At 59.3% G+C, this 20,272-nt stretch carries 18 protein-coding genes, 6 tRNA genes and 1 pseudogene; 13 read left to right on the forward strand and 12 right to left on the reverse strand.

Translation table 11 applies throughout. The annotated features are described in order from the left end of the window. Nucleotides 1-85: 85 nt before the first annotated feature. The 4 genes and pseudogenes from CAG00_RS28670 (at nucleotide 86) to CAG00_RS26355 (ending at nucleotide 3,575) form a co-directional block, all read left to right on the forward strand. Nucleotides 86-502, forward strand: a complete 417-nt coding sequence (locus tag CAG00_RS28670) for a hypothetical protein (protein ID WP_139832842.1) — start codon at nucleotides 86-88, stop codon at nucleotides 500-502. After that, a pseudogene (locus CAG00_RS29175) lies at nucleotides 460-976 on the forward strand (IS5/IS1182 family transposase); the annotation flags it as partial. The gene CAG00_RS28670 and the pseudogene CAG00_RS29175, both read left to right, overlap by 43 nt. Before the next feature lie 441 nt (nucleotides 977-1,417). Further along, complete coding sequence (locus CAG00_RS26350; protein ID WP_085665701.1) at nucleotides 1,418-2,746, forward strand: AAA family ATPase; 1,329 nt, start codon at nucleotides 1,418-1,420, stop codon at nucleotides 2,744-2,746. Beyond that, a complete protein-coding gene (locus tag CAG00_RS26355) occupies nucleotides 2,718-3,575 on the forward strand; it encodes a DUF4435 domain-containing protein (protein ID WP_085665702.1) in 858 nt (285 codons plus the stop codon). Before CAG00_RS26350 ends, CAG00_RS26355 begins: the two co-directional genes overlap by 29 nt. 1,069 nt (nucleotides 3,576-4,644) lie before the next feature. Here CAG00_RS26355 and CAG00_RS26365 read toward each other — a convergent pair. From CAG00_RS26365 to CAG00_RS26375, 3 genes are all read right to left on the reverse strand, one after another. Continuing rightward, the gene (locus tag CAG00_RS26365; RefSeq protein WP_085665704.1) at nucleotides 4,645-5,973 is read right to left on the reverse strand and encodes an integrase arm-type DNA-binding domain-containing protein; all 1,329 of its coding nucleotides are present in this window, start codon (nucleotides 5,971-5,973) and stop codon (nucleotides 4,645-4,647) included. Between the two features lie 164 nt (nucleotides 5,974-6,137). After that, nucleotides 6,138-6,213, reverse strand: a tRNA-Thr gene (locus CAG00_RS26370). Between the two features lie 71 nt (nucleotides 6,214-6,284). Next, nucleotides 6,285-6,695, reverse strand: coding sequence for a pilin (locus tag CAG00_RS26375; protein ID WP_085665705.1), 411 nt, complete (start codon nucleotides 6,693-6,695; stop codon nucleotides 6,285-6,287). A 216-nt stretch (nucleotides 6,696-6,911) separates the two neighbouring features. Between CAG00_RS26375 and CAG00_RS26380 the strand changes: the two genes are divergently transcribed. Genes CAG00_RS26380 through yacG form a run of 4 tightly spaced genes read left to right on the forward strand, consistent with a single transcriptional unit; the run spans nucleotide 6,912 to nucleotide 9,809 of the window. Further along, the gene (locus CAG00_RS26380; RefSeq protein ID WP_085665706.1) at nucleotides 6,912-8,120 is read left to right on the forward strand and encodes a type II secretion system F family protein; all 1,209 of its coding nucleotides are present in this window, start codon (nucleotides 6,912-6,914) and stop codon (nucleotides 8,118-8,120) included. A 2-nt stretch (nucleotides 8,121-8,122) separates the two neighbouring features. Continuing rightward, nucleotides 8,123-8,989, forward strand: a complete 867-nt coding sequence (locus tag CAG00_RS26385) for an A24 family peptidase (RefSeq protein ID WP_085665707.1) — start codon at nucleotides 8,123-8,125, stop codon at nucleotides 8,987-8,989. Beyond that, a complete protein-coding gene (coaE, locus tag CAG00_RS26390) occupies nucleotides 8,989-9,612 on the forward strand; it encodes a dephospho-CoA kinase (RefSeq protein WP_085665708.1) in 624 nt (207 codons plus the stop codon). Before CAG00_RS26385 ends, coaE begins: the two co-directional genes overlap by 1 nt. Further along, entirely contained in the window at nucleotides 9,609-9,809 is a 201-nt protein-coding gene (gene yacG / locus CAG00_RS26395; protein WP_003260624.1) for a DNA gyrase inhibitor YacG, read from the forward strand. Before coaE ends, yacG begins: the two co-directional genes overlap by 4 nt. A gap of 137 nt (nucleotides 9,810-9,946) precedes the next feature. On the opposite strand, the gene CAG00_RS26400 is transcribed toward yacG, so the two are convergent. Continuing rightward, nucleotides 9,947-10,654, reverse strand: a complete 708-nt coding sequence (locus CAG00_RS26400; RefSeq protein WP_085665709.1) for an energy-coupling factor ABC transporter permease — start codon at nucleotides 10,652-10,654, stop codon at nucleotides 9,947-9,949. A 133-nt stretch (nucleotides 10,655-10,787) separates the two neighbouring features. Here CAG00_RS26400 and CAG00_RS26405 point away from each other — a divergent pair, with 133 nt between their 5' ends. The 3 genes from CAG00_RS26405 (at nucleotide 10,788) to CAG00_RS26415 (ending at nucleotide 13,104) form a co-directional block, all read left to right on the forward strand. Continuing rightward, entirely contained in the window at nucleotides 10,788-11,417 is a 630-nt protein-coding gene (locus tag CAG00_RS26405; protein ID WP_013970766.1) for a DUF1780 domain-containing protein, read from the forward strand. Nucleotides 11,418-11,550: 133 nt separating this feature from the next. Continuing rightward, nucleotides 11,551-11,724, forward strand: a complete 174-nt coding sequence (locus CAG00_RS26410) for a DUF3094 family protein (RefSeq protein WP_013970765.1) — start codon at nucleotides 11,551-11,553, stop codon at nucleotides 11,722-11,724. Nucleotides 11,725-11,808: 84 nt separating this feature from the next. After that, complete coding sequence (locus tag CAG00_RS26415) at nucleotides 11,809-13,104, forward strand: NAD(P)/FAD-dependent oxidoreductase (protein WP_025337608.1); 1,296 nt, start codon at nucleotides 11,809-11,811, stop codon at nucleotides 13,102-13,104. A 175-nt stretch (nucleotides 13,105-13,279) separates the two neighbouring features. Here CAG00_RS26415 and CAG00_RS26420 read toward each other — a convergent pair. The 8 genes from CAG00_RS26420 to rluD form a co-directional block, all read right to left on the reverse strand. Then, nucleotides 13,280-13,355: transfer RNA gene (locus CAG00_RS26420), tRNA-Lys, on the reverse strand. 5 nt (nucleotides 13,356-13,360) lie between these two features. Continuing rightward, a tRNA-Pro gene (locus CAG00_RS26425) sits at nucleotides 13,361-13,437 on the reverse strand. 47 nt (nucleotides 13,438-13,484) lie between these two features. Beyond that, nucleotides 13,485-13,560: transfer RNA gene (locus CAG00_RS26430), tRNA-Lys, on the reverse strand. A gap of 6 nt (nucleotides 13,561-13,566) precedes the next feature. Continuing rightward, nucleotides 13,567-13,643 (reverse strand) — tRNA-Pro (locus CAG00_RS26435). Between the two features lie 4 nt (nucleotides 13,644-13,647). Further along, a tRNA-Asn gene (locus CAG00_RS26440) sits at nucleotides 13,648-13,723 on the reverse strand. A gap of 396 nt (nucleotides 13,724-14,119) precedes the next feature. Beyond that, complete coding sequence (clpB, locus tag CAG00_RS26445; protein WP_025337607.1) at nucleotides 14,120-16,684, reverse strand: ATP-dependent chaperone ClpB; 2,565 nt, start codon at nucleotides 16,682-16,684, stop codon at nucleotides 14,120-14,122. Between the two features lie 250 nt (nucleotides 16,685-16,934). After that, nucleotides 16,935-17,675: a peptidoglycan editing factor PgeF gene (gene pgeF / locus CAG00_RS26450; protein ID WP_085665710.1), complete on the reverse strand. Its 741-nt coding sequence runs from the start codon at nucleotides 17,673-17,675 to the stop codon at nucleotides 16,935-16,937. After that, complete coding sequence (gene rluD / locus CAG00_RS26455) at nucleotides 17,672-18,634, reverse strand: 23S rRNA pseudouridine(1911/1915/1917) synthase RluD (protein ID WP_025337605.1); 963 nt, start codon at nucleotides 18,632-18,634, stop codon at nucleotides 17,672-17,674. The genes pgeF and rluD overlap by 4 nt, the downstream gene beginning before the upstream one ends. 147 nt (nucleotides 18,635-18,781) lie before the next feature. On the opposite strand from rluD, the gene CAG00_RS26460 reads away from it, so the two are divergent. After that, nucleotides 18,782-19,801 (forward strand): outer membrane protein assembly factor BamD, encoded by a 1,020-nt coding sequence (locus tag CAG00_RS26460; protein WP_025337604.1) that lies wholly within the window; start codon nucleotides 18,782-18,784, stop codon nucleotides 19,799-19,801. A gap of 94 nt (nucleotides 19,802-19,895) precedes the next feature. Continuing rightward, the gene (locus CAG00_RS26465; RefSeq protein ID WP_085665711.1) at nucleotides 19,896-20,126 is read left to right on the forward strand and encodes a PP0621 family protein; all 231 of its coding nucleotides are present in this window, start codon (nucleotides 19,896-19,898) and stop codon (nucleotides 20,124-20,126) included. Nucleotides 20,127-20,272: the final 146 nt, after the last annotated feature.

The raw sequence follows: 20,272 nt of genomic DNA on the forward strand, positions 1-20,272 counted from the left end.
AAAGCACTATCTAAAAAAAATTCGCTAAACGCCCCTAAAACACTGGGCGAAAGCCAAATGCGAGCCACCCATTATCCTGAAACCCGTGCAATCGGAAGTGAAAAGCCGCGGACCATTCACTCAAGCGAAGTGGTGGGCTGAAGGTAGCCTGATCGGCCAAAAGCAGAATGTGGCAGAAACAAAAATACCCGCACAAGGCGGGCATTTTTGGAAGGGCCGAAACCAGGAAAACCTGCATCGTGCCAACAAGATCTGGTGCGGAGACAGACGGACGGTTGTTGGCAGTGAGGGCCCGGTTTTCGTGGGGCTGGAGTTTGGTGGATTTTTAGATGTACCTCATAGGACACCTACAAACAAATCAGCTAGTTATGGCTTTCCGTGGAATCGAACTGGGAAAATTTTGGCTTCAATGAAAACAACGACCGCCCGCTTAAAATCCCAGGTAGGAAAAGGCAAAACGGCCAAAAGACGCTCGCTGATGAACCCGACAATCACGCTCTAGGCCGCAGCCGAGGTGGCCTCACCAACAAGCTTCGTATGCTCTTCGACGCCAACGGCGTGCATTGCGGTTCCTCCTTTCTGGCAGTCAAGCCAGCCATATCAGCTATGCACAACCTTTGCCGGACGACGGTCTGTATCCCGACGAGCAAACGCGGCCGACCTCGCAAGCGCTGCCGCTGGGTTTGGCCTCCAAGAGCTACGATGCTGATGCACTGCAGCGCGTTTGTTATCGATATCACACGTAACCGGTTATCCCATAACGCTCGATGAACCGCAAACCTAAGCTAGGATTGCCCCGCCTGTTTGATCGTCTCAATTACCGCCACCGTATTGTGATCGAGCGAATGTTCGGCTGGCTCAAAGAGAACCGCAGAATGGTGACACGCTTCGACAGCTTGCAAAAATTTATGGCTCTATGGTCTCACTGGCTTGTGTCATGCGGTGTCTGCGACACCTTTTTTCGACAGAACATTGAGCCTTGGCCAGTCGCTGGCAGCCCTGTCCCAAGTGTTCATGGGCCAATTCATGCTTGCTCGCTGCGGAGCCATCCGGCATAGTCACGCCTGCGTGATGTCAATTTAAGATCACCAAGGATCTAGGTCTGCTAGCTGTGAGTAGACCTGATTGAAAATTACAGGAAGTGCCTGTTCTATCGTTAACAAGAGTGAATGGCCATGGACGGATATCCATACTCTAGACGAAATAGCAAAACCGCCAAGCAATCGCCGGCGCCAACTATGTACTCAATGCATTACTTACAGTCGTTACAGGTGACTCGCTCAGTCTTGCACGTACAGAACAGAAAAAACATCCAGCAGAGTATATTTTATAAAATCCACTTACCCTCCCGTGCTTTACCGACCCGCAAATATAATCATGGACATTAATTCAAGTACAACCTACTGAGTAGTACACAATGGATGACAGGCTGCTTAGCTTCGAAATAAATGATCTTTACGGGCTTTACAACCATCAGATAAGCTTCTCTAACGAGGAAGGCCTTACCATTATTCATGGCCCGAATGGCGTGGGCAAAACTGCTTTACTACGGAGCATTCACGACTTATTTAGTTACAAGCTTGAGACGCTAAGCGAGATCCCTTTCTCAACTATTACCGCGAGACTAGCTAGCAGCTTGACGGTAACAGTTAAACGTATTGGTGCTACACGTGAACAACTACTTCGCAGGCGCCACGCACCAAACCGATTAGAAATAGAGATCCGGAATGACAAAAGACCATTAGCAAACCACACCTACTTCGACTCCTCATCGACCATCAGAGAAATTCCACCATGGTTTGAACACATCGGCCCTAACTCTTGGCTAGACGCACGAAGCGGCGAAGAGGTTAGTGACGAAGAAGTGACAAAATACTTAGACCGCCCTTCAAACACAAGAAACAAAAAGAATGTAGATTACATAAAATCAACACTCGACAATGTAAAGGTTTACTTTGTCGAGACCAACCGACTATACAGAGAGCACAAAAATAGTAACAACTGGAAGTCCAAAGATCCTAAAATGGTCTCCTCCGTTCGAGACTGCGCATCCCAATTAACTTACCGTATTAATACGGCTCTGAAAAATTACGGGGCGCAATCGCAGGAACTAGATCAGACGTTCCCCTACCGGTTTATATCGGGCCCTGCAAAACCTATGGATTTGGCAGAACTAAAAAGTCGATTATCTGGGCTAGCTGGAAAGCTAGCAAAGCTTAAAGGGCAAGGAATATTAGAGTCTGAAAACATACACCCTTTTGACTCGGAGAGCTTGGACAAAGTTGAACCACACAAGCTAGAGATCATGAGCCTATATGTCAGAGATAGTGAAGTAAAGCTAGCTGTATTCGACTCTCTTTCAGATCGAGTTGAGTTACTGCTAGGCGGACTGAAGGAAAAATTCAAAAACAAGAAAATAAAACTAAGCCGTGAAAAGGGACTAATAGCAGTGGGCCCCGGCGACTTAGATATCCCTTTGGAGGCACTATCCTCAGGGGAGCAGCACGAAATCGTACTCTTACACGAGCTCCTTTTCAAAGTCCCAAACAACTGCCTAGTACTAATTGACGAGCCTGAACTATCTCTTCATGTCAGCTGGCAGAAGGCATTTCTTCCAGAGCTTCTTTCAATTTCCAAATTCAATAATTTTTACTCTATCGTTGCGACACACTCCCCTTATATAGTTGGCCACCGCTACGACCTAATGATGTCTTTGGATGCAGACCTTGATGAATCCTTGGAATAAAAATGTTGGCATAATAATTGCCGAAATAATGATGCTAAAGTCCGACTTTCAAGGGTTTTTCTGGTTAGTAGAGGGCCCTAGTGACATCCGTTTTTTTCAGCACAGAAAATTTGACGATGTAGAACTTGTAGTAGCAGGTGGAAAACGCAATGTAATTGACGCTATAGCTGCGCTGCAAACTGACACAGTTAACAGTAGGGTACTGGGGATTGTCGACGCCGATATAGATTGGCTCGTCCCCATACAATCACGTCCATCCAATATCATCTCCACGGACCCTCGCGATCTAGAGGGACTGCTACTGAGATCGAAATCTCTGGAAAAGGTACTTTCAGAATACGGAGACCCTAAGAAAATTAATGACTTCGAAGCACGCAGAGGAAAGACCGTCCGCGAGCACATCCGAGAATTGAGCGAACAATTTGGCAAGATCAGGGCCGCCAACGTTCTTAATCGGGACGTTGCACTTAAGTGCTTAAAGCCTCAAAATTTTATACTTTCAACAACATGGGACTACAACTTTGATGAGGTAATCGATTTCTGTTTATCTCGGGGCGTCGCTGACACTGCGGAGGATCTTAACAATATGATCTCAGCCCTCCCCTCAACTCACGACTGGAATTATGTAAGAGGACATGACGCAGTTTCCATTTTAGTAGGGGGACTCATGAAAGAAATAGGCTCTCTCAGCAAGGTAGACAATTCAAGAGTTGAGTCCGCCTTACGCGTAGGAATTGAAGATGAAGAGTACAGGCAGAGTAAAATATACTCAGACCTGTCTGCATGGAGAGCCACCGCACATAATAACAGACCTCAAGATGCTACATAGCCGTTATGATGTTACGCAACAATTTACAAGTTTTCACTAGTTAACTCCGCAAACTATTTCTCGATACCATGGAGAAAAATCAGGATAAATTATCAGGCTCCAAACCTAGAAAAAATCTCAGCGACGCATAGAATAGAAATAATTTTGCCTGAAAAGGCAAAATTATTTCTATATTCGCTTCTGTCGAACTACCAAGCGGCCCCACGTCATCCCGCCAAGAATGCTGAGTGTTATCAGGGATCAAGGCCCCTGCGACCTGTGGGGATGTCCTCTAGCGCGGGACTGGCGACTCTTTACGACCAAGAGCAAGGGCATCTCACGATCTGGCCTCCTGAGCACCGTAACCGGTGGGCGGGTGGAGGCAGCATTGGCTGACGAGGCCAGCGCCTGAAGATCCTGAGCCAAGTGCAAGCAGCAATGCGATGACCGGGGCATACCTGACTGTCAGTCAGGTGCAGTCCATTCCTTGGTCTGCGGCACCATCATCTACATGGCTGTTGCTGGTGACATCGGCGTTTGTCACGCCGATTGTCACGAGGGAGAATGCCGCAAAGCCATGTGCGATCAGGGCTGCAGCAGTGTTAGAAGTGCCCGTCTCTTTCCAGAGAAAGAGACGGGCACAGGTTGGCGCAATCTTCGGCCAATCTTCGGCCAAGCGGATAGGTTGCTGCAGGGCAGCGAGGTACGGAGTATCTGGCGCACGAGCGCTATATGTGTAAGAGCATCCATCACATGGGTAGTGACCGGGCGAGCTGCCGGATGCGAATCGCCCTTGGGGAGAACCACCGCGAGAGCGGCGTGACCTTTAAGGTTCGGGTCACCTGGGGTGCTGTCATCGACAGCGCTTGCACGGCCAGTTCTACGCCTGTGGATAAACTCGGTCAAGGGTCGAAATTGAGCGCTACTTGGGACGTGAAAAGCGGTTATCCACCGGTGGAATTGAGTGGTAAATCCCGGACAACGTCGTGGCTTGTGGTTCTTCAAAGTGAGGTCCATCCAAACAGGGCGGCTTTGCAGCCCTGTTTGGATGGACCCGCGTAAAAGAGCAGCCAGCACCGATCTTGCAGGCTCACCCGCGATTGAATGCGCCATGACCATTTGGCAAGGCGGTGACGTTGTCGCCTACCGGATGGGCAAACTCATGCGGAGTGATATGGCCCGATCTGTTGGCATCGATGTAGTTACTCCACCACGCCATGATCAACCGACGTTGCTCCAGAAATTGGGCCTTGTGGATGTAAGCAGCGCGCACGCGGTTACGCTCCTGATGGCTCATCTGCCGCTCAATCGCCGCATCCGTCCACAGCCCCGATTCGAGCAAGGCACTACAAGCCATGGTCCGGAAACCATGCCCGCACACGTCCTTGGTAGTGTCGTAGCCCATATTGCGCAGCACCTGGTTAACCGTATTCTCCGACAAGGGTTTCCAGTACCTATGATCACCGGGCAATACAAGTTCAGAGAAGCGATTCAAGCTGCGCAGCCGTTCAAGGATTTCGATGACTTGAGGCGACAGCGGCACTATCTGAATGTCCCCACTCATCTTGGTTCCGCGTGTGGAATAGCGGACGCCTTCAATCGGCTTACGGGTATCAGGGATCTCCCACATCGCCCGTTGCAGGTCGAATTCATCCCACCGAGCGAAGCGCAGTTCACTGGAGCGCACGAACACATGCAGCGTCAGCAGCACTGCGAGCCGGGTTAGCTCGCGACCGGTGTAGTTGTCGATTCGATCCAACAGTTCAGGAAGGCGGTTCAGCGAAAGTGCAGGACGGTGCACGGTGCGCGGCGCTTGAATCGAGCCGGCCAGATCGAGCGCCGGGTTTTGAGTGATCTGCCGCGCCCGCTTCGCGCCCCGCATGATCGTGGATAGATAGTTCTGCACACGCAGGGCTACATCCATGGTGCCGCGATCCTTGATCCGCTGGGTGACCTCAAGGAGATCATGGGTGTCGAGTTCAGCAATAGGCCGCTGGCCAATTATTGGAAACACATGGGTGCGCAACCTGCTCAGCACCGTCTTGGCGTGGCCCTCGGTCCAGCGCCGGGACATTTCGACGTGCCACTCCAAGGCGACAGTTTCGAAGAGAAGACTCGCCCGCTGGGCAGCGATCTTGGCCTTCTGCTTTTCTTCCATCGGATCAAGGTTGTCGAGCAACAAAGCCTTAGCCTCATCTCGCTTGATCCTCGCGACGGCCAACGAAACGATGGGGTACTTGCCGATGATCAGCGTGCCTTCCTTGCCGTTGGGTTTGAAATACCGCAGCCGCCAAGTCTTCGAGCCACAGGGCGTGACGTACAGGTACATGCCCCCGCCGTCGAACAGTTTATAGGCGCGATCACGCGGTTTGGCCGTGCGGCATTTGAGGTCGCTGAGCGGAGTGGCTAGCCGTGGCATAGGGGTACGTTCTCCATTCAGGAAAGACGCTGTACCCCAAAAATACCCCCGGTTATTGGGGATTTTGCTGGTTCCCGACGGAGGGTCGTGGAAACGAAAAACCGGCCAGAAGGCCGGTTTAGAGGGCTTCCAAAGCATTCAGCGGAATGCAGTGGAGCTGGATGTGGTGCCGGAGACAGGAATCGAACCTGCGACCTTCGCGTTACGAGTGCGCTGCTCTACCGACTGAGCTACACCGGCGTGTAGCGCAACGTACCACTGCTCGCACCCGTTACGCAAACCCCTGTTTCCGCTAGTTTATTGCCCCACCCTCAAGGCGCCTTGCACCCCTTCGGCGCCAGGTCTTCCTCGATGTTGGTCGTGCAAGCCCACCCGGTAGCCGAACGCGTCAGGGTCAGTGCCTTGCCGAGCACAGTAGCCGGCGCATCCACCAGCGTGCACACGATGCTCCCGGTGCCATCCGCCGCCTTGCCGCTAGCCGTGATCGCACAGTGCGCCGTCGCCGGCTGGCCACCCAGCCCGGCCACATCCGCAACATCCTTCCCATCATTCAACCGCAGGTCCATCGCCGTCTTCAGCGCGCTGATCTCCAGCAACCCGGCCGCGGCCTTGGAGCGTGACTGGTGGTTGGTGTACATCGGTAAGGCGATGGTCGCCAGAATGCCGATGATCGCGACGACGATCATCAGTTCGATCAGGGTGATACCGCGTTGCCCTTTCATGAACGTTTTCCTTTTTGATACGCGTACTCGTTGAGGTCAGGCTCGACCCCGGCTGGCAGCGGCGCAGTAGGCCTGAACAGACACCTTTTGTCACCCCTGCCCGCTCGGGCGTCGTCTTCGCTGAACTACTCTAGTGAGCATCTCGGACGCACGCCCTTGCATGGGCGCGGCAAGCTGTTTCCAGGCTTGTCGCACGGGCAGAAAAAGGACCTTTGCATGACCCAATCCACACTCCTCTACACCTGGCACGGCACCGACGCCAACGGCGCGCCGGTCAGCGGGCAAGCGTCCGGGCGCAGCCCGGCCTATGTGCGTGCCGGGCTTATCCGCCAGGGCATCAAGGTCGCCAGTTTGCGGCCTGCCGGTGGGCTGACATTCAGTTTGCCGAAACGGCGGGCAAAGGCCGACCCGGCGGGGTTCAGCCGGCAACTGGCGACCTTGCTCAAGGCCGGGGTGCCGCTGCTGCAGGCGTTCGAGGTGATGGGGCGCAGTGGCTGTGATGCGGCGCAGGCGGCATTGCTGGATAGATTGAAACAGGATGTGGCCTCGGGCCTGGGGCTGGCGGATGCGTTGCAGCGCCACCCGGGCTGGTTCGATGCGCTGTACTGCAACCTGGTGCGGGTGGGTGAGCAGTCCGGCACGCTCGACCGGCAGCTGGAACAGCTGGCGGGCATGCTAGAGCAGCGTCGGGTGCTGCACAAGAAGGTGCGCAAGGCGATGATCTACCCGCTGCTGCTGTTGCTGACGGGGCTGGGGGTGTCGGCGATCTTGTTGCTGGAAGTGATTCCGAAATTCGAGAGCATGTTCTCTGGCATGGGCGTGGCGTTGCCGGCATTTACCCAATGGGTGATCGACTTGTCCACAGGGCTGAGCCGCTTTGCGCCGCTGTTGCTGGTGATGGGTGTGGTGCTGGGTGTTGCCATGCGCCAGCTCTACCGGCAGCACGCGCCAGCACGCCTGTGGATATCTCGCCGAGTGCTGGGTTTGCCGGTGTTCGGCACGCTGCTGGGGCAGGCGGCGCTGGCGCGCTTTGCGCGCAGCCTGGCAACGTCCTACTCCGCCGGGGTGCCGTTGCTGGATGCGCTGGGCACGGTGGCCAGGGTCAGTGGTGGCGACCTGCATGAACAGGCGGTGTTGCGGCTGCGCCAGGGCATGGCCAATGGGCAGGGGCTGCACCAGGCGATGGCCGCTGAGCCGCTGTTTCCGCCGCTGCTGGTGCAACTGACGGCCATCGGGGAGTCCAGCGGCACGCTGGACCAGATGCTGGAAAAAGCCGCCAGCCATTACGAGGAACAGGTCAGCCAGGCGCTGGACCAGTTGACCAGCCTGCTGGAGCCGGCCATCGTGCTGGTCCTGGGCTTGCTGGTGGGCGGCCTGGTGGTGGCGATGTACCTGCCGATCTTCCAGTTGGGTAGCTTGATCTGAACATGACTTTATGGACTTTGCTGGCTGAGCAGCCGGCGTACTTTCTCACCCTGGCCACGGTGCTCGGCCTGCTGGTGGGCAGTTTTCTCAATGTGCTGGTGTACCGCCTGCCGATCATGCTGGAGCGGCAATGGCAGCGTGAGGCGCAGGAAATGCTGGAGTTGCCGATCACGCCGCACGAGCGTTTCGACCTGTGGCTACCCGCCTCGCGCTGCCCGCATTGTGCGCATCGGATTCGCGCATGGGAGAACATTCCGGTCATCAGCTACCTGGTCCTGCGCGGGCGTTGTTCAGCCTGCAAAACCCGCATCAGCCCGCGCTACCCATTGGTGGAGTTAGCCAGCGCGCTGCTGTCGCTGGTGGTGGCCTGGCGCTTTGGTGCTTCGCCCGAGGCCTTGCTGGCGCTGCCGCTGACCTGGTGCCTGCTGGCCCTGAGCCTGATCGATGCCGAGCACCAGTTGCTTCCGGATGCGCTGGTGTTGCCGATGCTGTGGCTGGGGCTGATCGTCAACGCCTTCGGCCTCTACGTCCCGCTGACCAGTGCGTTGTGGGGCGCGGTGGCCGGGTACCTCAGCCTGTGGACGGTGTACTGGGTGTTCAAGCTGGTTACCGGCAAGGAGGGCATGGGCTATGGCGACTTCAAGCTGATGGCGCTGATCGGGGCCTGGGGTGGCTGGCAGGTGTTGCCGTTGACCCTGCTGCTGTCGTCGGTGGTCGGGGCGCTGGCTGGGCTGTGCCTGTTGCGCTTGCGCCGCCATGCCATGGGCACGGCGATCCCGTTTGGCCCCTATCTGGCGATTGCGGGGTGGATTGCCGTGCTCTGGGGTGATGAAATATACGCCTCATACACAAACCTGCTTGGATTCTGATGACCACTGCGGCCTTTACCCCCTGGATTCTCGGCCTGACCGGCGGCATTGGTAGCGGCAAGAGCGCCGCTGCCGAGCGTTTCGTCGAGCTTGGCGTGCATCTGGTCGATGCCGACCAGGCGGCGCGTTGGGTTGTCGAGCCTGGCCGACCCGCCCTGGCCAGCATCGTCGAGCGCTTCGGCACCGGCGTGCTGCAGGCGGACGGCCAACTCGATCGTTCGGCACTGCGCCAGCTGATATTCGCCGACCCGGCGCAGCGCAAATGGCTGGAGCAATTGCTGCACCCGCTGATCGGACAGGAGATTTTCAGCTACCTGGCCAAGGCGGAGTCGCCGTATGCGGTGTATGTGTCGCCGCTGCTGATCGAGTCGGGCCAGTACCAGAAGACCCAGCGGGTGCTGGTGATCGATGCGCCGCAGGAGCTGCAGGTGGCGCGTACCCTGGCGCGTGACAACACCAGCGCCGAGCAGGTGCAGGCCATTCTCAAGGCCCAGCTGGCCCGCGAGGAGCGCCTGCGCCATGCCGATGATGTGGTGGTCAATGACGGCGACCTGGCCGCGCTGCATCAGCAGATTGACCGCCTGCACCACTTTTACCTGACTTTACGAGGAGGCCAGCCATGAGCCAGCCATTGACCGTCGATTGCCCGACCTGTGGCGCACCTGTGGAATGGAACGAGAAAAGCCCGTTCCGGCCGTTCTGTTCGGACCGTTGCAAGCTGATCGACCTGGGCGCCTGGGCGGCGGAGGAGCACAAGATTCCGGGGGCGGAAGAGTCCGAGGATGAGCTGTACTCGGGGGACCTGGAGCCGCGGCATTGATCCGATAGCCAAGTTGTCCTTCAGGGGCCCTTTCGCGGGTGAACCCGCTCCCACAAGGACCTCGCTGTTCTTAAGGCTGTTGCAATACCTGTGGGAGCGGGTTCACCCGCGAAAGGGCCAGTACAGCCACCAGAGAATCAACGATCATCCTCCTTCCACGGCGCCTGCAGATACCGCGTCCGGTTGAAGGTTTCCAGCCACTCCGGGCAAAACACCACCAGCGCGCTGATCACCGTGCCGTTGATGAACGCTTCGGGGAACATCATCAGCCACAGGTAGCCGACAAAATCGCTGAGCCATTCCGGCATGGCGAAGCGCCCGTCCAGCCACAACAGCCCCAGCGCAGCCAACAGGCAGGCCAGCACGGTCAGTGCCGCCGGGAAGAACCCTGAACAGAAGATATACACAAACAGGTTCCGCGGCTGGGCACGCTCGACCCCTATCGCGCACGCCTCGGCGATCAGCACCGGCAGGCCAACCAGCAACAAGCCATTCACCCCAAGCGCCGCCAGGTCCTGACGCCCCAGCACCAGCAAACCGAGCTGGGCCATGAACCCGCCAAGCACCGCCAGTGGCCAGTCCAGCAACAGCGTGACCGCCGTCATGCCTATGAAGTGGTACGACACACCGGTATCGAAATCGCGCCGCACCAACCACAAGGCAAACAGGCAGAACACCGTGCCAAACAGCAGATGCTGGCGGCGCCGGTCAGTGAACAGCTCAACCCAGCGCACCTGGCTGACCGCCCAGATCAGCAACGGCACATATCCCAGCCAGCCAAGCGTAAGGGTGGTGCCGGACAACACCTGCGCGCTGATCACCTGACGAATGCCCCTTGCAGCCATGTGGATAAAGCCGAGTCTACACCCATTCTCGGTTTCATCTGGCAGGGGTAGCGCAACCGTGCGCCGGTACCGGGCTGATTCCTGCGCACAAACAGCATCTTATCGTCATCGATTAGCGGCTAAGCTTGTCTGCATGGATGACTCAGACTACCTGCGCCTGCTTACCATCCAGGCGGAACAAGCCAATGCCTTTCTCTCCAACGCCCGCAAGTGGGAGCGGGAGCGTTGGGTGTGCCAACGCCTGTTGCAGGGGCTGAACATCCCCTACCGCAGCGAGGACTTCACACCGGCCGGGCAAGAACCGCCAGACGTACTGTTCCGCGACGCGGCGTTCGAGGTGTTTTTCGTGCTCGACGAGGGCCGCCGGCTAAACGATGAATGGCGCGAAGAACTGCAGCGCCGGCGTAGTGCATTCTCCCTGGCGCAGCTTGTACGCCGCGAGGCGCGCCCGCGGCGCATCAGTGCCACCGAGCTGCTGGGGCGGCTGGCGCCGACCTTGCGCAAGAAGGCGCACAACTACCGGGAACGCGGGCTGGAGCTGAACGAGCTGGACATCATTGCCTTCGCCAGCCTCAAGCGCGAAGTGCTCGACCTCAACACCCACTTCCCGCCGCCCACCGAATACCTGCGCCAGGGTTGGCGCTCGCTTTCGCTGGTCGGGCCGACCTTTGCCCGGGTGCTGTTCGCCCACCCCGACGCGCCGGACTTCCTGCGCGGCAACCTGGGCCGGAGCATTGTGTTCGACGTGGGCATCAGTCTTTGATCCAGTGCAGCGAATGTTTGCGATGGCGTACACTCGGCGCCAGAGATAGAAAGCATTATCATTTGTTTCAAGCGCTTGCGTGAACGCTGTAGCGTTTACGCAGTCACAAACGTCTACCTGACGAGGCCCTACCATGACCAGCCGCCTGAATCCGGAAGATCAGCGTCGTGTCGATGAGTATCTGCGAGCCCCCCAGCACCAAGTCGAGCGCAGGCCCTTCCGGCCGTGGCTGCTCCTTGTGCTGGTGGTGGCCGTGACCATCGGGTTGGGTCTCATCAGCCGCCTGCTCAGTGGACTGGTGCTATGAGCTGCTTCGCGCTCGCCCTCCCCTCGTGCAGTTTGCGGCCGGCCCCCGGGGCCACGAATTCCGTAAACCTTATGAGATATCCCCATGACTCATCGCATCGTGATTGTCGGCGGCGGCGCCGGCGGCCTGGAACTGGCGACCCGCCTGGGTAAAAGCCTGGGCAAGCGCAAGCAGGCCGAGATCACCCTGGTCGACGCCAACCTCACGCACATCTGGAAGCCCCTGCTGCACGAAGTGGCCGCCGGCTCGCTGAACTCCTCGGAAGACGAACTGAACTACGTGGCCCAGGCCAAGTGGAACCACTTCAACTTCCAGCTGGGGCGCATGAGCGGCCTGGACCGTGAAGGCAAACAGATTCAACTGGCCGCCACCCTCGACGAAGAGGGCCGCGAGCTGCTGCCTGCGCGCACCCTGGGCTACGACACCCTGGTCATTGCCGTGGGTTCCAACACCAACGACTTCGGCACCCTGGGCGCGGCGCAGCACTGCCTGTTCCTCGACACCCGCAAGCAGGCCGAGCGCTTCCACCAGCAGTTGCTCAACCACTACCTGCGTGCCCATGCCGGTGACGTGGCGAGCGAGAAGATCAGCGTGGCCATCGTCGGCGCCGGTGCCACCGGTGTGGAACTGGCCGCCGAGCTGCATCACGCTGCCCACGAACTGGCGGCCTATGGCCTGGACCGCATCCAGCCCAAGGACATGCACATCACCATTATCGAGGCGGGCCCGCGCGTGTTGCCGGCGCTGCCAGAGCGCATCAGCGTGCCGGTGCACAAGACCCTGGAAAAGCTCGGGGTGAAGGTGATGACCAACGCTGCCGTCAGTGAAGTGACCGAGGATGGCCTGAAAACCAAGGACGGTGAAGTGATCCAGGCCAGCCTGAAGGTGTGGGCGGCCGGTATCCGTGCGCCGGGTTTCCTCAAGGACATCGATGGCCTGGAAACCAACCGCATCAACCAGCTGGTGGTGCGCCCTACCCTGCAGACCACGCGCGACGACAATATCTTTGCCTTCGGTGACTGCGCCGCCTGCCCGCAACCGGGTAGCGACCGCAACGTACCGCCACGTGCCCAGGCGGCGCACCAGCAGGCTTCGATGCTGGCGCAGAGCTTGAAGGCGCGGCTGGAGAACAAGGCGCTGCCGACCTATGAGTACAAGGACTACGGTTCGCTGGTGTCGCTGTCGCGCTTCTCGGCGGTGGGCAACCTGATGGGTAACCTGATGGGCAGCGTGAAGCTGGAGGGCTGGCTGGCGCGGATGTTCTACGTGTCGCTGTACCGGATGCACCAGATGGCGTTGTACGGGTTCTTCCGTACGGCGTTGATGATGCTGGGTAGCAAGATTGGCCGGGGTACCGAACCTAGGTTGAAGTTGCACTGACACTGAAGATTGCTGGGGGCGCTTTGCGCCCCTTTCGCGACACAAGGCCGCTCCTACAAAAGACCGCGCAATATCTGCTTGCTGTAGGAGCGGCCTTGTGTCGCGATGGCCTGCAACGCAGGCCCAAAATTCTGGCAAAAAAAAGGGCATCTCATGCGAGATGCCCTTTTTTTCATGGTGGGTCGTGTAGGATTCGAACCTACGACCAATTGGTTAAAAGCCAACTGCTCTACCAACTGAGCTAACGACCCGGAAATGGTCGGGGTGAGGGGATTCGAACTCCTGACATCCTGCTCCCAAAGCAGGCGCGCTACCGGACTGCGCTACACCCCGTGATACTTAAAGAAAAAGGGCATCTCGCTTGAGATGCCCTTTTTACATGGTGGGTCGTGTAGGATTCGAACCTACGACCAATTGGTTAAAAGCCAACTGCTCTACCAACTGAGCTAACGACCCGGAAAATGGTCGGGGTGAGGGGATTCGAACTCCTGACATCCTGCTCCCAAAGCAGGCGCGCTACCGGACTGCGCTACACCCCGAGATTGGCTCCGCGACCTGGACTCGAACCAGGGACCCAATGATTAACAGTCATTTGCTCTACCGACTGAGCTATCGCGGAACTGAACTTCGGTACATCTTTACAGCTTCGAAGCTTGTGTTAGCTTCGGTCTCTTTGGCTACCCGCTTTCGCGTTGTCGCTGCTGAGGCCGGCTATTCTACATTCTTCGTTTTGCTTGTCAACCACTTTTTTTCATTCAACTTACTGATTTGTAAGTTGTTTTGCGGTCACCGATGTTGCTGGTGATTCGCTTAGTGCCTGACAACGCGGCGTATATTAGGGGCACTCGTTTTTAGATGCAAGCAAAAATTTCAAAAATTTCAGCTAGTTATCCAGGAAGCCGGAAAGGCCCGGATTTGCTGGGGCTGTACCGGCCTCTTCGCGGGTAAACCCGCTCCCACAGGTACTGCACAGGCAAAAAAAGCCCCGCAGATGCGGGGCTCATGGTGAAACAGATCAGCCGAAGACGATTTCGTCGCCTTCCACCTTGGCGGTAATCGCCGTCCCCGGCATGAACTTGCCTGCCAGGATCAACTGCGCCAACGGGTTTTCGATCCAGCGCTGGATCGCCCGCTTCAGCGGCCGTGCGCCATACACCGGGTCGTAACCCACGGCAATCAGCTTGTCCAACGCCTCCGGGCTCAGGCTAAGCGACAGTTCGCGCTCCAGCAGGCGGCTGCGCAGGCGGCCCAGCTGGATTTCGGTAATGCCGGCAATCTGCTCGCGGCCCAGTGGCTCGAACACCACCACTTCGTCGATACGGTTGATGAACTCCGGACGGAAGTGCGAACCCACCGCATCCATCACCGCCGCACGCTGTGCCTCGCGGTCACCCACCAATTCCTGGATCTGCGCCGAGCCCAGGTTGGAGGTCATCACGATCACGGTGTTGCGGAAGTCCACGGTGCGCCCGTGGCTGTCGGTCAGGCGGCCGTCTTCCAGCACCTGCAGCAGCACGTTGAACACATCCGGGTGGGCCTTCTCCACCTCGTCCAGCAGCACCACCGAGTATGGCTTGCGCCGTACCGCCTCGGTCAGGTAACCGCCCTCTTCATACCCTACATAGCCTGGTGGGGCACCGATCAGGCGAGCCACGGAGTGCTTCTCCATGAACTCGGACATGTCGATGCGCACCATCGCCTCTTCGGTGTCGAACAGGAACTCGGCCAGCGCCTTGCACAGCTCGGTCTTGCCCACCCCGGTCGGGCCAAGGAACAGGAACGAGCCACTCGGCCGGTTCGGGTCGGACAGCCCGGCACGCGAACGGCGCACTGCGTTGGCCACCGCGGTTACCGCCTCGCCCTGGCCGATCACGCGCTGGTGCAGCAGCTCTTCCATCTTCAGCAGCTTTTCACGCTCGCCTTCGAGCATCTTGGCCACCGGGATACCGGTCCACTTCGACACCACTTCGGCAATTTCTTCCTCGGTGACCTTGTTGCGCAGCAACTGGTTTTCGGTCTTGCCGTGCTGGTCGACCATCTGCAGGCTGCGCTCCAGGTCCGGGATCACCCCGTACTGCAGCTCGGCCATGCGGCTCAGGTCGCCTTTGCGACGGGCGGTCTCCAGCTCCTGGCGGGCCTGCTCGATCTTTTGCTGGATCTGCGCCGAGCCCTGCACCTCAGCCTTCTCGGAGGCCCAGATTTCTTCCAGGTCGGCGTACTCACGCTCCAGCCGGTCGATCTCCTCGGTCAGCTTCTCCAGGCGTTTTTTCGCCGCTTCGTCTTCTTCCTTCTTCAGCGCCTGCGATTCCACCTTCAGCTGGATCAGGCGACGGTCGAGGCGGTCGAGCACTTCTGGCTTGGAGTCGATCTCCATGCGAATGCGGCTGGCCGCTTCGTCGATCAGGTCGATGGCCTTGTCCGGCAACTGACGGTCGGTGATGTAGCGGTGGCTGAGCTTGGCCGCAGCAATGATGGCGCCGTCGGTGATGGCCACCTTGTGGTGCACTTCATAGCGCTCCTTCAGGCCACGCAGGATGGCGATGGTGTCTTCCTCGCTCGGCTCCTCGACCAGCACCTTCTGGAAGCGGCGCTCCAGGGCCGCGTCCTTCTCGATGAACTGGCGGTACTCGTTCAGCGTGGTCGCGCCAACGCAGTGCAGCTCGCCACGGGCCAGGGCCGGCTTGAGCATGTTGCCGGCATCCATGGCGCCCTCGCCTTTGCCGGCGCCGACCATGGTGTGCAGTTCATCGATGAACAGGATGATCTGGCCTTCCTGCTTGGACAGCTCGTTCAGCAGGCCTTTGAGGCGCTCTTCGAACTCGCCGCGGTACTTGGCACCGGCAATCAGCGCGCCCATGTCCAGCGCCAGCAGGCGTTTGCCCTTGAGGCCGTCGGGCACTTCACCATTGATGATGCGCTGGGCCAGGCCTTCGGCGATGGCGGTCTTGCCTACGCCAGGCTCACCGATCAGCACCGGGTTGTTCTTGGTACGGCGTTGCAGTACCTGCACGGTACGGCGGATTTCGTCGTCACGGCCGATCACCGGGTCCAGCTTGCCTTCTTCGGCACGCTTGGTCAGGTCGACGGTGTACTTGTCCAGCGCCTGGCGCGATTCCTCGGCGTTGGCGTCGTTGACGGCCGCGCCGCCGCGCAGGTTGTTGATGGCATTTTCCAGGGCCTTCTTGGTCACGCCCTGGCTCAACAACAGCTTGCCTAGCTTGCTGTTCTCGTCCATGGCGGCCAGCAGCACCAGCTCGCTGGAAATGAACTGGTCGCCCTTCTGCTGGGCCAGGCGGTCGGCCTGGTTGAGCAGGCGCGCCAGGTCCTGCGACATGTTCACGTCGCCGGTGGGGTTCTGGATTTTCGGCAGCTGGTCGAGTTCTTTCACCAGCGCCTGGCGCAGGCTGTTGATGTCGAAGCCTACCTGCATCAGCAGCGGCTTGATCGAACCGCCCTGCTGCTCGAGCAGTGCCTGCAACAGGTGCACGGGCTCGATGGCAGGGTGGTCCATGCCAACGGCCAGGGATTGGGCATCGGATATTGCAAGCTGCAGCTTGCTGGTCAAACGGTCTATTCGCATGGGGTACCTTCCTTTAAAGGGCAGGTCGGAGCGATGGACAGCGCCTGTTTATGAAGAAACCTGCCTGAGATGACCTTATAGATAAGGCTGATTCTGGAAGATTCAAGCGTAGCGGGGTTGACCGGGGTCAACCTGCTGGATTAGTGCTGGGCCATTCGCGGGTAAACCCGCTCCCACAAGTACTGCTCCGCTCTCAGGGTCTGTGATTATCCTGTGGGAGCGGGTTCACCCGCGAAGAGGCCGGTGCAGGCTAGCGCGGCTCCAGCCACACCAGGGAAGCAAAGCGCCCACCCTGCGGGGTACGGCGATAGGAGAAGAACCGCTCATCGCTGACCGTGCACAAGCCACCGCCATGAACGGCAGTCACCCCACGCGCCGCCAAACGAATACGCGCCAGCTCATAGATGTCGGCCATCAACTTGCCCGGCCGGGCACCATCGACAAAGGCCCTGGCCGCTTCCGGGTGCACAGCCGTAAAGGCATCACGCACCTCCAGCCCCACTTCGAACGCCTGCGGGCCAATCGCCGGCCCCAACCACACCAGCACCTCTTCGGGCGGCAGTGCCAGGCGATCCAAGGTGGCCTCCAGCACACCACCGGCAAGCCCGCGCCAGCCAGCATGCGCCGCGGCCACGCGGGTACCGGCCCGGTCGCAGAACAGCGCAGGCAGGCAATCGGCAGTCATCACGGTGCAGGCAATGCCAGGCTGGTCGGTCCAGCTGGCGTCGGCCTCGGCCACCACGGCCGGGTCGGCATCCGCCACCACCAGCCCATGCACCTGCTTGAGCCAGGCCGGCTGGATGGCGAATTCGTCGCTCAGGCGACGACGGTTCTCGGCCACCGCGGCAGGGTCGTCCCCTACATGGTCGCCAAGGTTGAAGGTTTCATAGGGCGGCAGGCTGATGCCGCCCTGGCGGGTGGTGACACAGGCGCGCACCGAGGCCGGGGCCGGCCAGTCGGGGAACAGCAGCGACTGCGTCAGGCCACTCATCCGACAAAGCTCTCGCGGTCCTGGTTCAGCAGCGACAGCAACCAGACGAAGTCATCCGGCAGCGGCGATTCCCATTTCATGACTTCACCGGTAATCGGGTGGGCCAATGCCAGGAAGCGCGCATGCAGTGCCTGGCGCGGGAAGGTTTTCACCGCCTCGACCATGGTCGGGCTGGCTGCCGGCGGAATGCGGAAGCGCCCGCCGTAGGTCTGGTCGCCGACCAACGGGAAGCCAACGTGAGCCATGTGCACGCGAATCTGGTGGGTACGGCCGGTTTCCAGCTTGACCCGCACGTGGGTGTGCGAGCGGAAGCGCTTGAGCACACGGTAGTGGCTGACCGCCGGCTTGCCGCCGTCGGTGACCGCCATGCGCTGGCGCATGCCGCCGTGGCGGCCGATCGGGGCATCGATCTTGCCGCCGGCAGTGACCACGCCAATCACGATGCACTCGTAGATGCGGCTGACCTTGCGCGCCTGCATCTGCTCGACCAGCCGGGTCTGCGCCTGCAAGGTCTTGGCCACCACCATCAGGCCGGTGGTGTCCTTGTCCAGGCGGTGGACGATACCGGCGCGCGGTACGTTGACGATGTCAGGCACGTGGTGCAGCAGTGCATTGAGCAAAGTCCCGCTGGCATGCCCGGCGGCCGGGTGCACAACCAGCCCGGCAGGCTTGTTGATCACCATGATATGGTCGTCTTCGTAGACGATATCCAGCTCGATATCTTCGGCGACCCACTCGCCCTGGGCCTCTTGCTCGGCCTCCAGGACAAGTTGCGAGCCACCATAGACGAGGTCTCGAGGGCGCACCACGGCACCATCGACCGTCAGGCGGCCTTCTTTGATCCACGAAGTCAGCCGGGAACGCGAGTACTCGGCGAACAATTGGGCGGCGACCTGGTCGAGGCGTTGACCGCCCAGTTCGGACGGGACCTCTGCGCTAAGTTGAATGATCTCGGACATGCTCGATTCGGCGGGCGCACAGCCTTTGGTTTCGGCTGCGAGCTTGTGGTTAAATACGACTTCTTTTGTCCCGGGGTTGGCCGGGGCGCTCATCATAACAGGACGGCACCGCCCAAGACAGCGGCCGTCAAAGGGACGCAAGCCGCCATGCAAGTGAAACACCTGCTGCTGATCGCCATCCTCGGGCTCACCGCGGCCTGTTCCTCCAATAAAGAAGTGATTGACGAGAACCTCAGCGAGGCCGAGCTGTATCAGCAGGCGCAAGCTGACCTGGACAACTCCAGCTACACCAGCGCCGTGAACAAGCTCAAGGCCCTGGAGTCGCGCTACCCGTTCGGCCGCTATGCCGACCAGGCGCAGCTCGAGCTGATCTACGCCAACTACAAGAACTCCGAGCCCGAGGCTGCCAAGTCGGCTGCCGAGCGCTTCATCCGCCTGCACCCGCAGCACCCGAACGTCGACTACGCCTACTACCTCAAGGGCCTGACCTCGTTCGACCAGGACCGTGGCCTGGTGGCGCGCTTCCTGCCGCTGGACATGACCAAGCGTGACCCGGGTGCTGCCCGCGACTCGTACAACGAGTTCGCCCAGCTGACCAGCCGCTTCCCCAACAGCCGCTACGCGCCCGACGCCAAGCAGCGCATGATCTACCTGCGCAACCTGCTGGCCTCGTACGAAATCCACGTGGCCGACTACTACCTGAGCCGCCAGGCCTATGTAGCCGCCGCCAACCGTGGCCGCTACGTGGTGGAGAACTTCCAGGAAACCCCATCGGTCGGCGACGGCCTGGCGGTGATGGTCGAGGCGTACCAGAAGATGCACCTGGACGAACTGGCCGCCACCAGCCTGGAAACCCTCAAGCTCAACTACCCGGACCACCCGAGCCTGGCAGATGGCGAGTTCCAGCCAAAGCAGACCGAGTCTGACGGCCGCGGCTGGCTGTCCAAGGCGACCTTGGGCCTGATCGAAACCGAAACCCCGCTGCCGCCGGGTGAAACCCGCGCCAACCAGGACGTGGTCAAGCAGTTCCAGGACGCACGTGACGAGATGCCACGTGAGTTGCTGCCAACTGACGAAAACGGTGACCCGATCGTGCCGGAAGGGCCGAAGGAAGCCGAGAAAGACCGCTCCTGGTTCAGCTACATGACCTTTGGTCTGTTCGACTGATACGCAGCGGTACATGAAAGGGAGGCCTTGGGCCTCCCTTTTTTATTGGCCGCGTCCTAGACTGTCGGCTTCTTCAACCGACAAGCTGGACACCATGGTTCGCCTACTTTTCTGGATCGCCCTGATCGCCGCCGCGTTCTGGCTGTGGCGCAAGTTCAAAGCCAGCCAACAGTCGCACCCCGAGGCCAAGCTGGATGCGCCGCTGAAGATGGTGCGCTGCGCCCATTGCGGCGTGCACCTGCCCAATGACCGGGCGCTGCAGCAGGGCACCGAGTGGTATTGCAGCCAGGCGCACCTGCAACAGGGCCCAGGCCGCCAGAACTGAACAAGTACCCTGTGGGAGCGGGTTCACCCGCGAATGCGTCGGTAGCTTCACTGCAGCATTCGCGGGTAAACCCGCTCCCACAGGTTGTGCGGTGAATCCCAACATCACTTATCCCTCCCCGACCCTTTCGCACCATTTGCGACCCC

It is taken from the genome of Pseudomonas sp. B5(2017) (genome assembly GCF_002112825.1).
In the GTDB taxonomy this organism is placed as follows: domain Bacteria; phylum Pseudomonadota; class Gammaproteobacteria; order Pseudomonadales; family Pseudomonadaceae; genus Aquipseudomonas; species Aquipseudomonas putida_Z.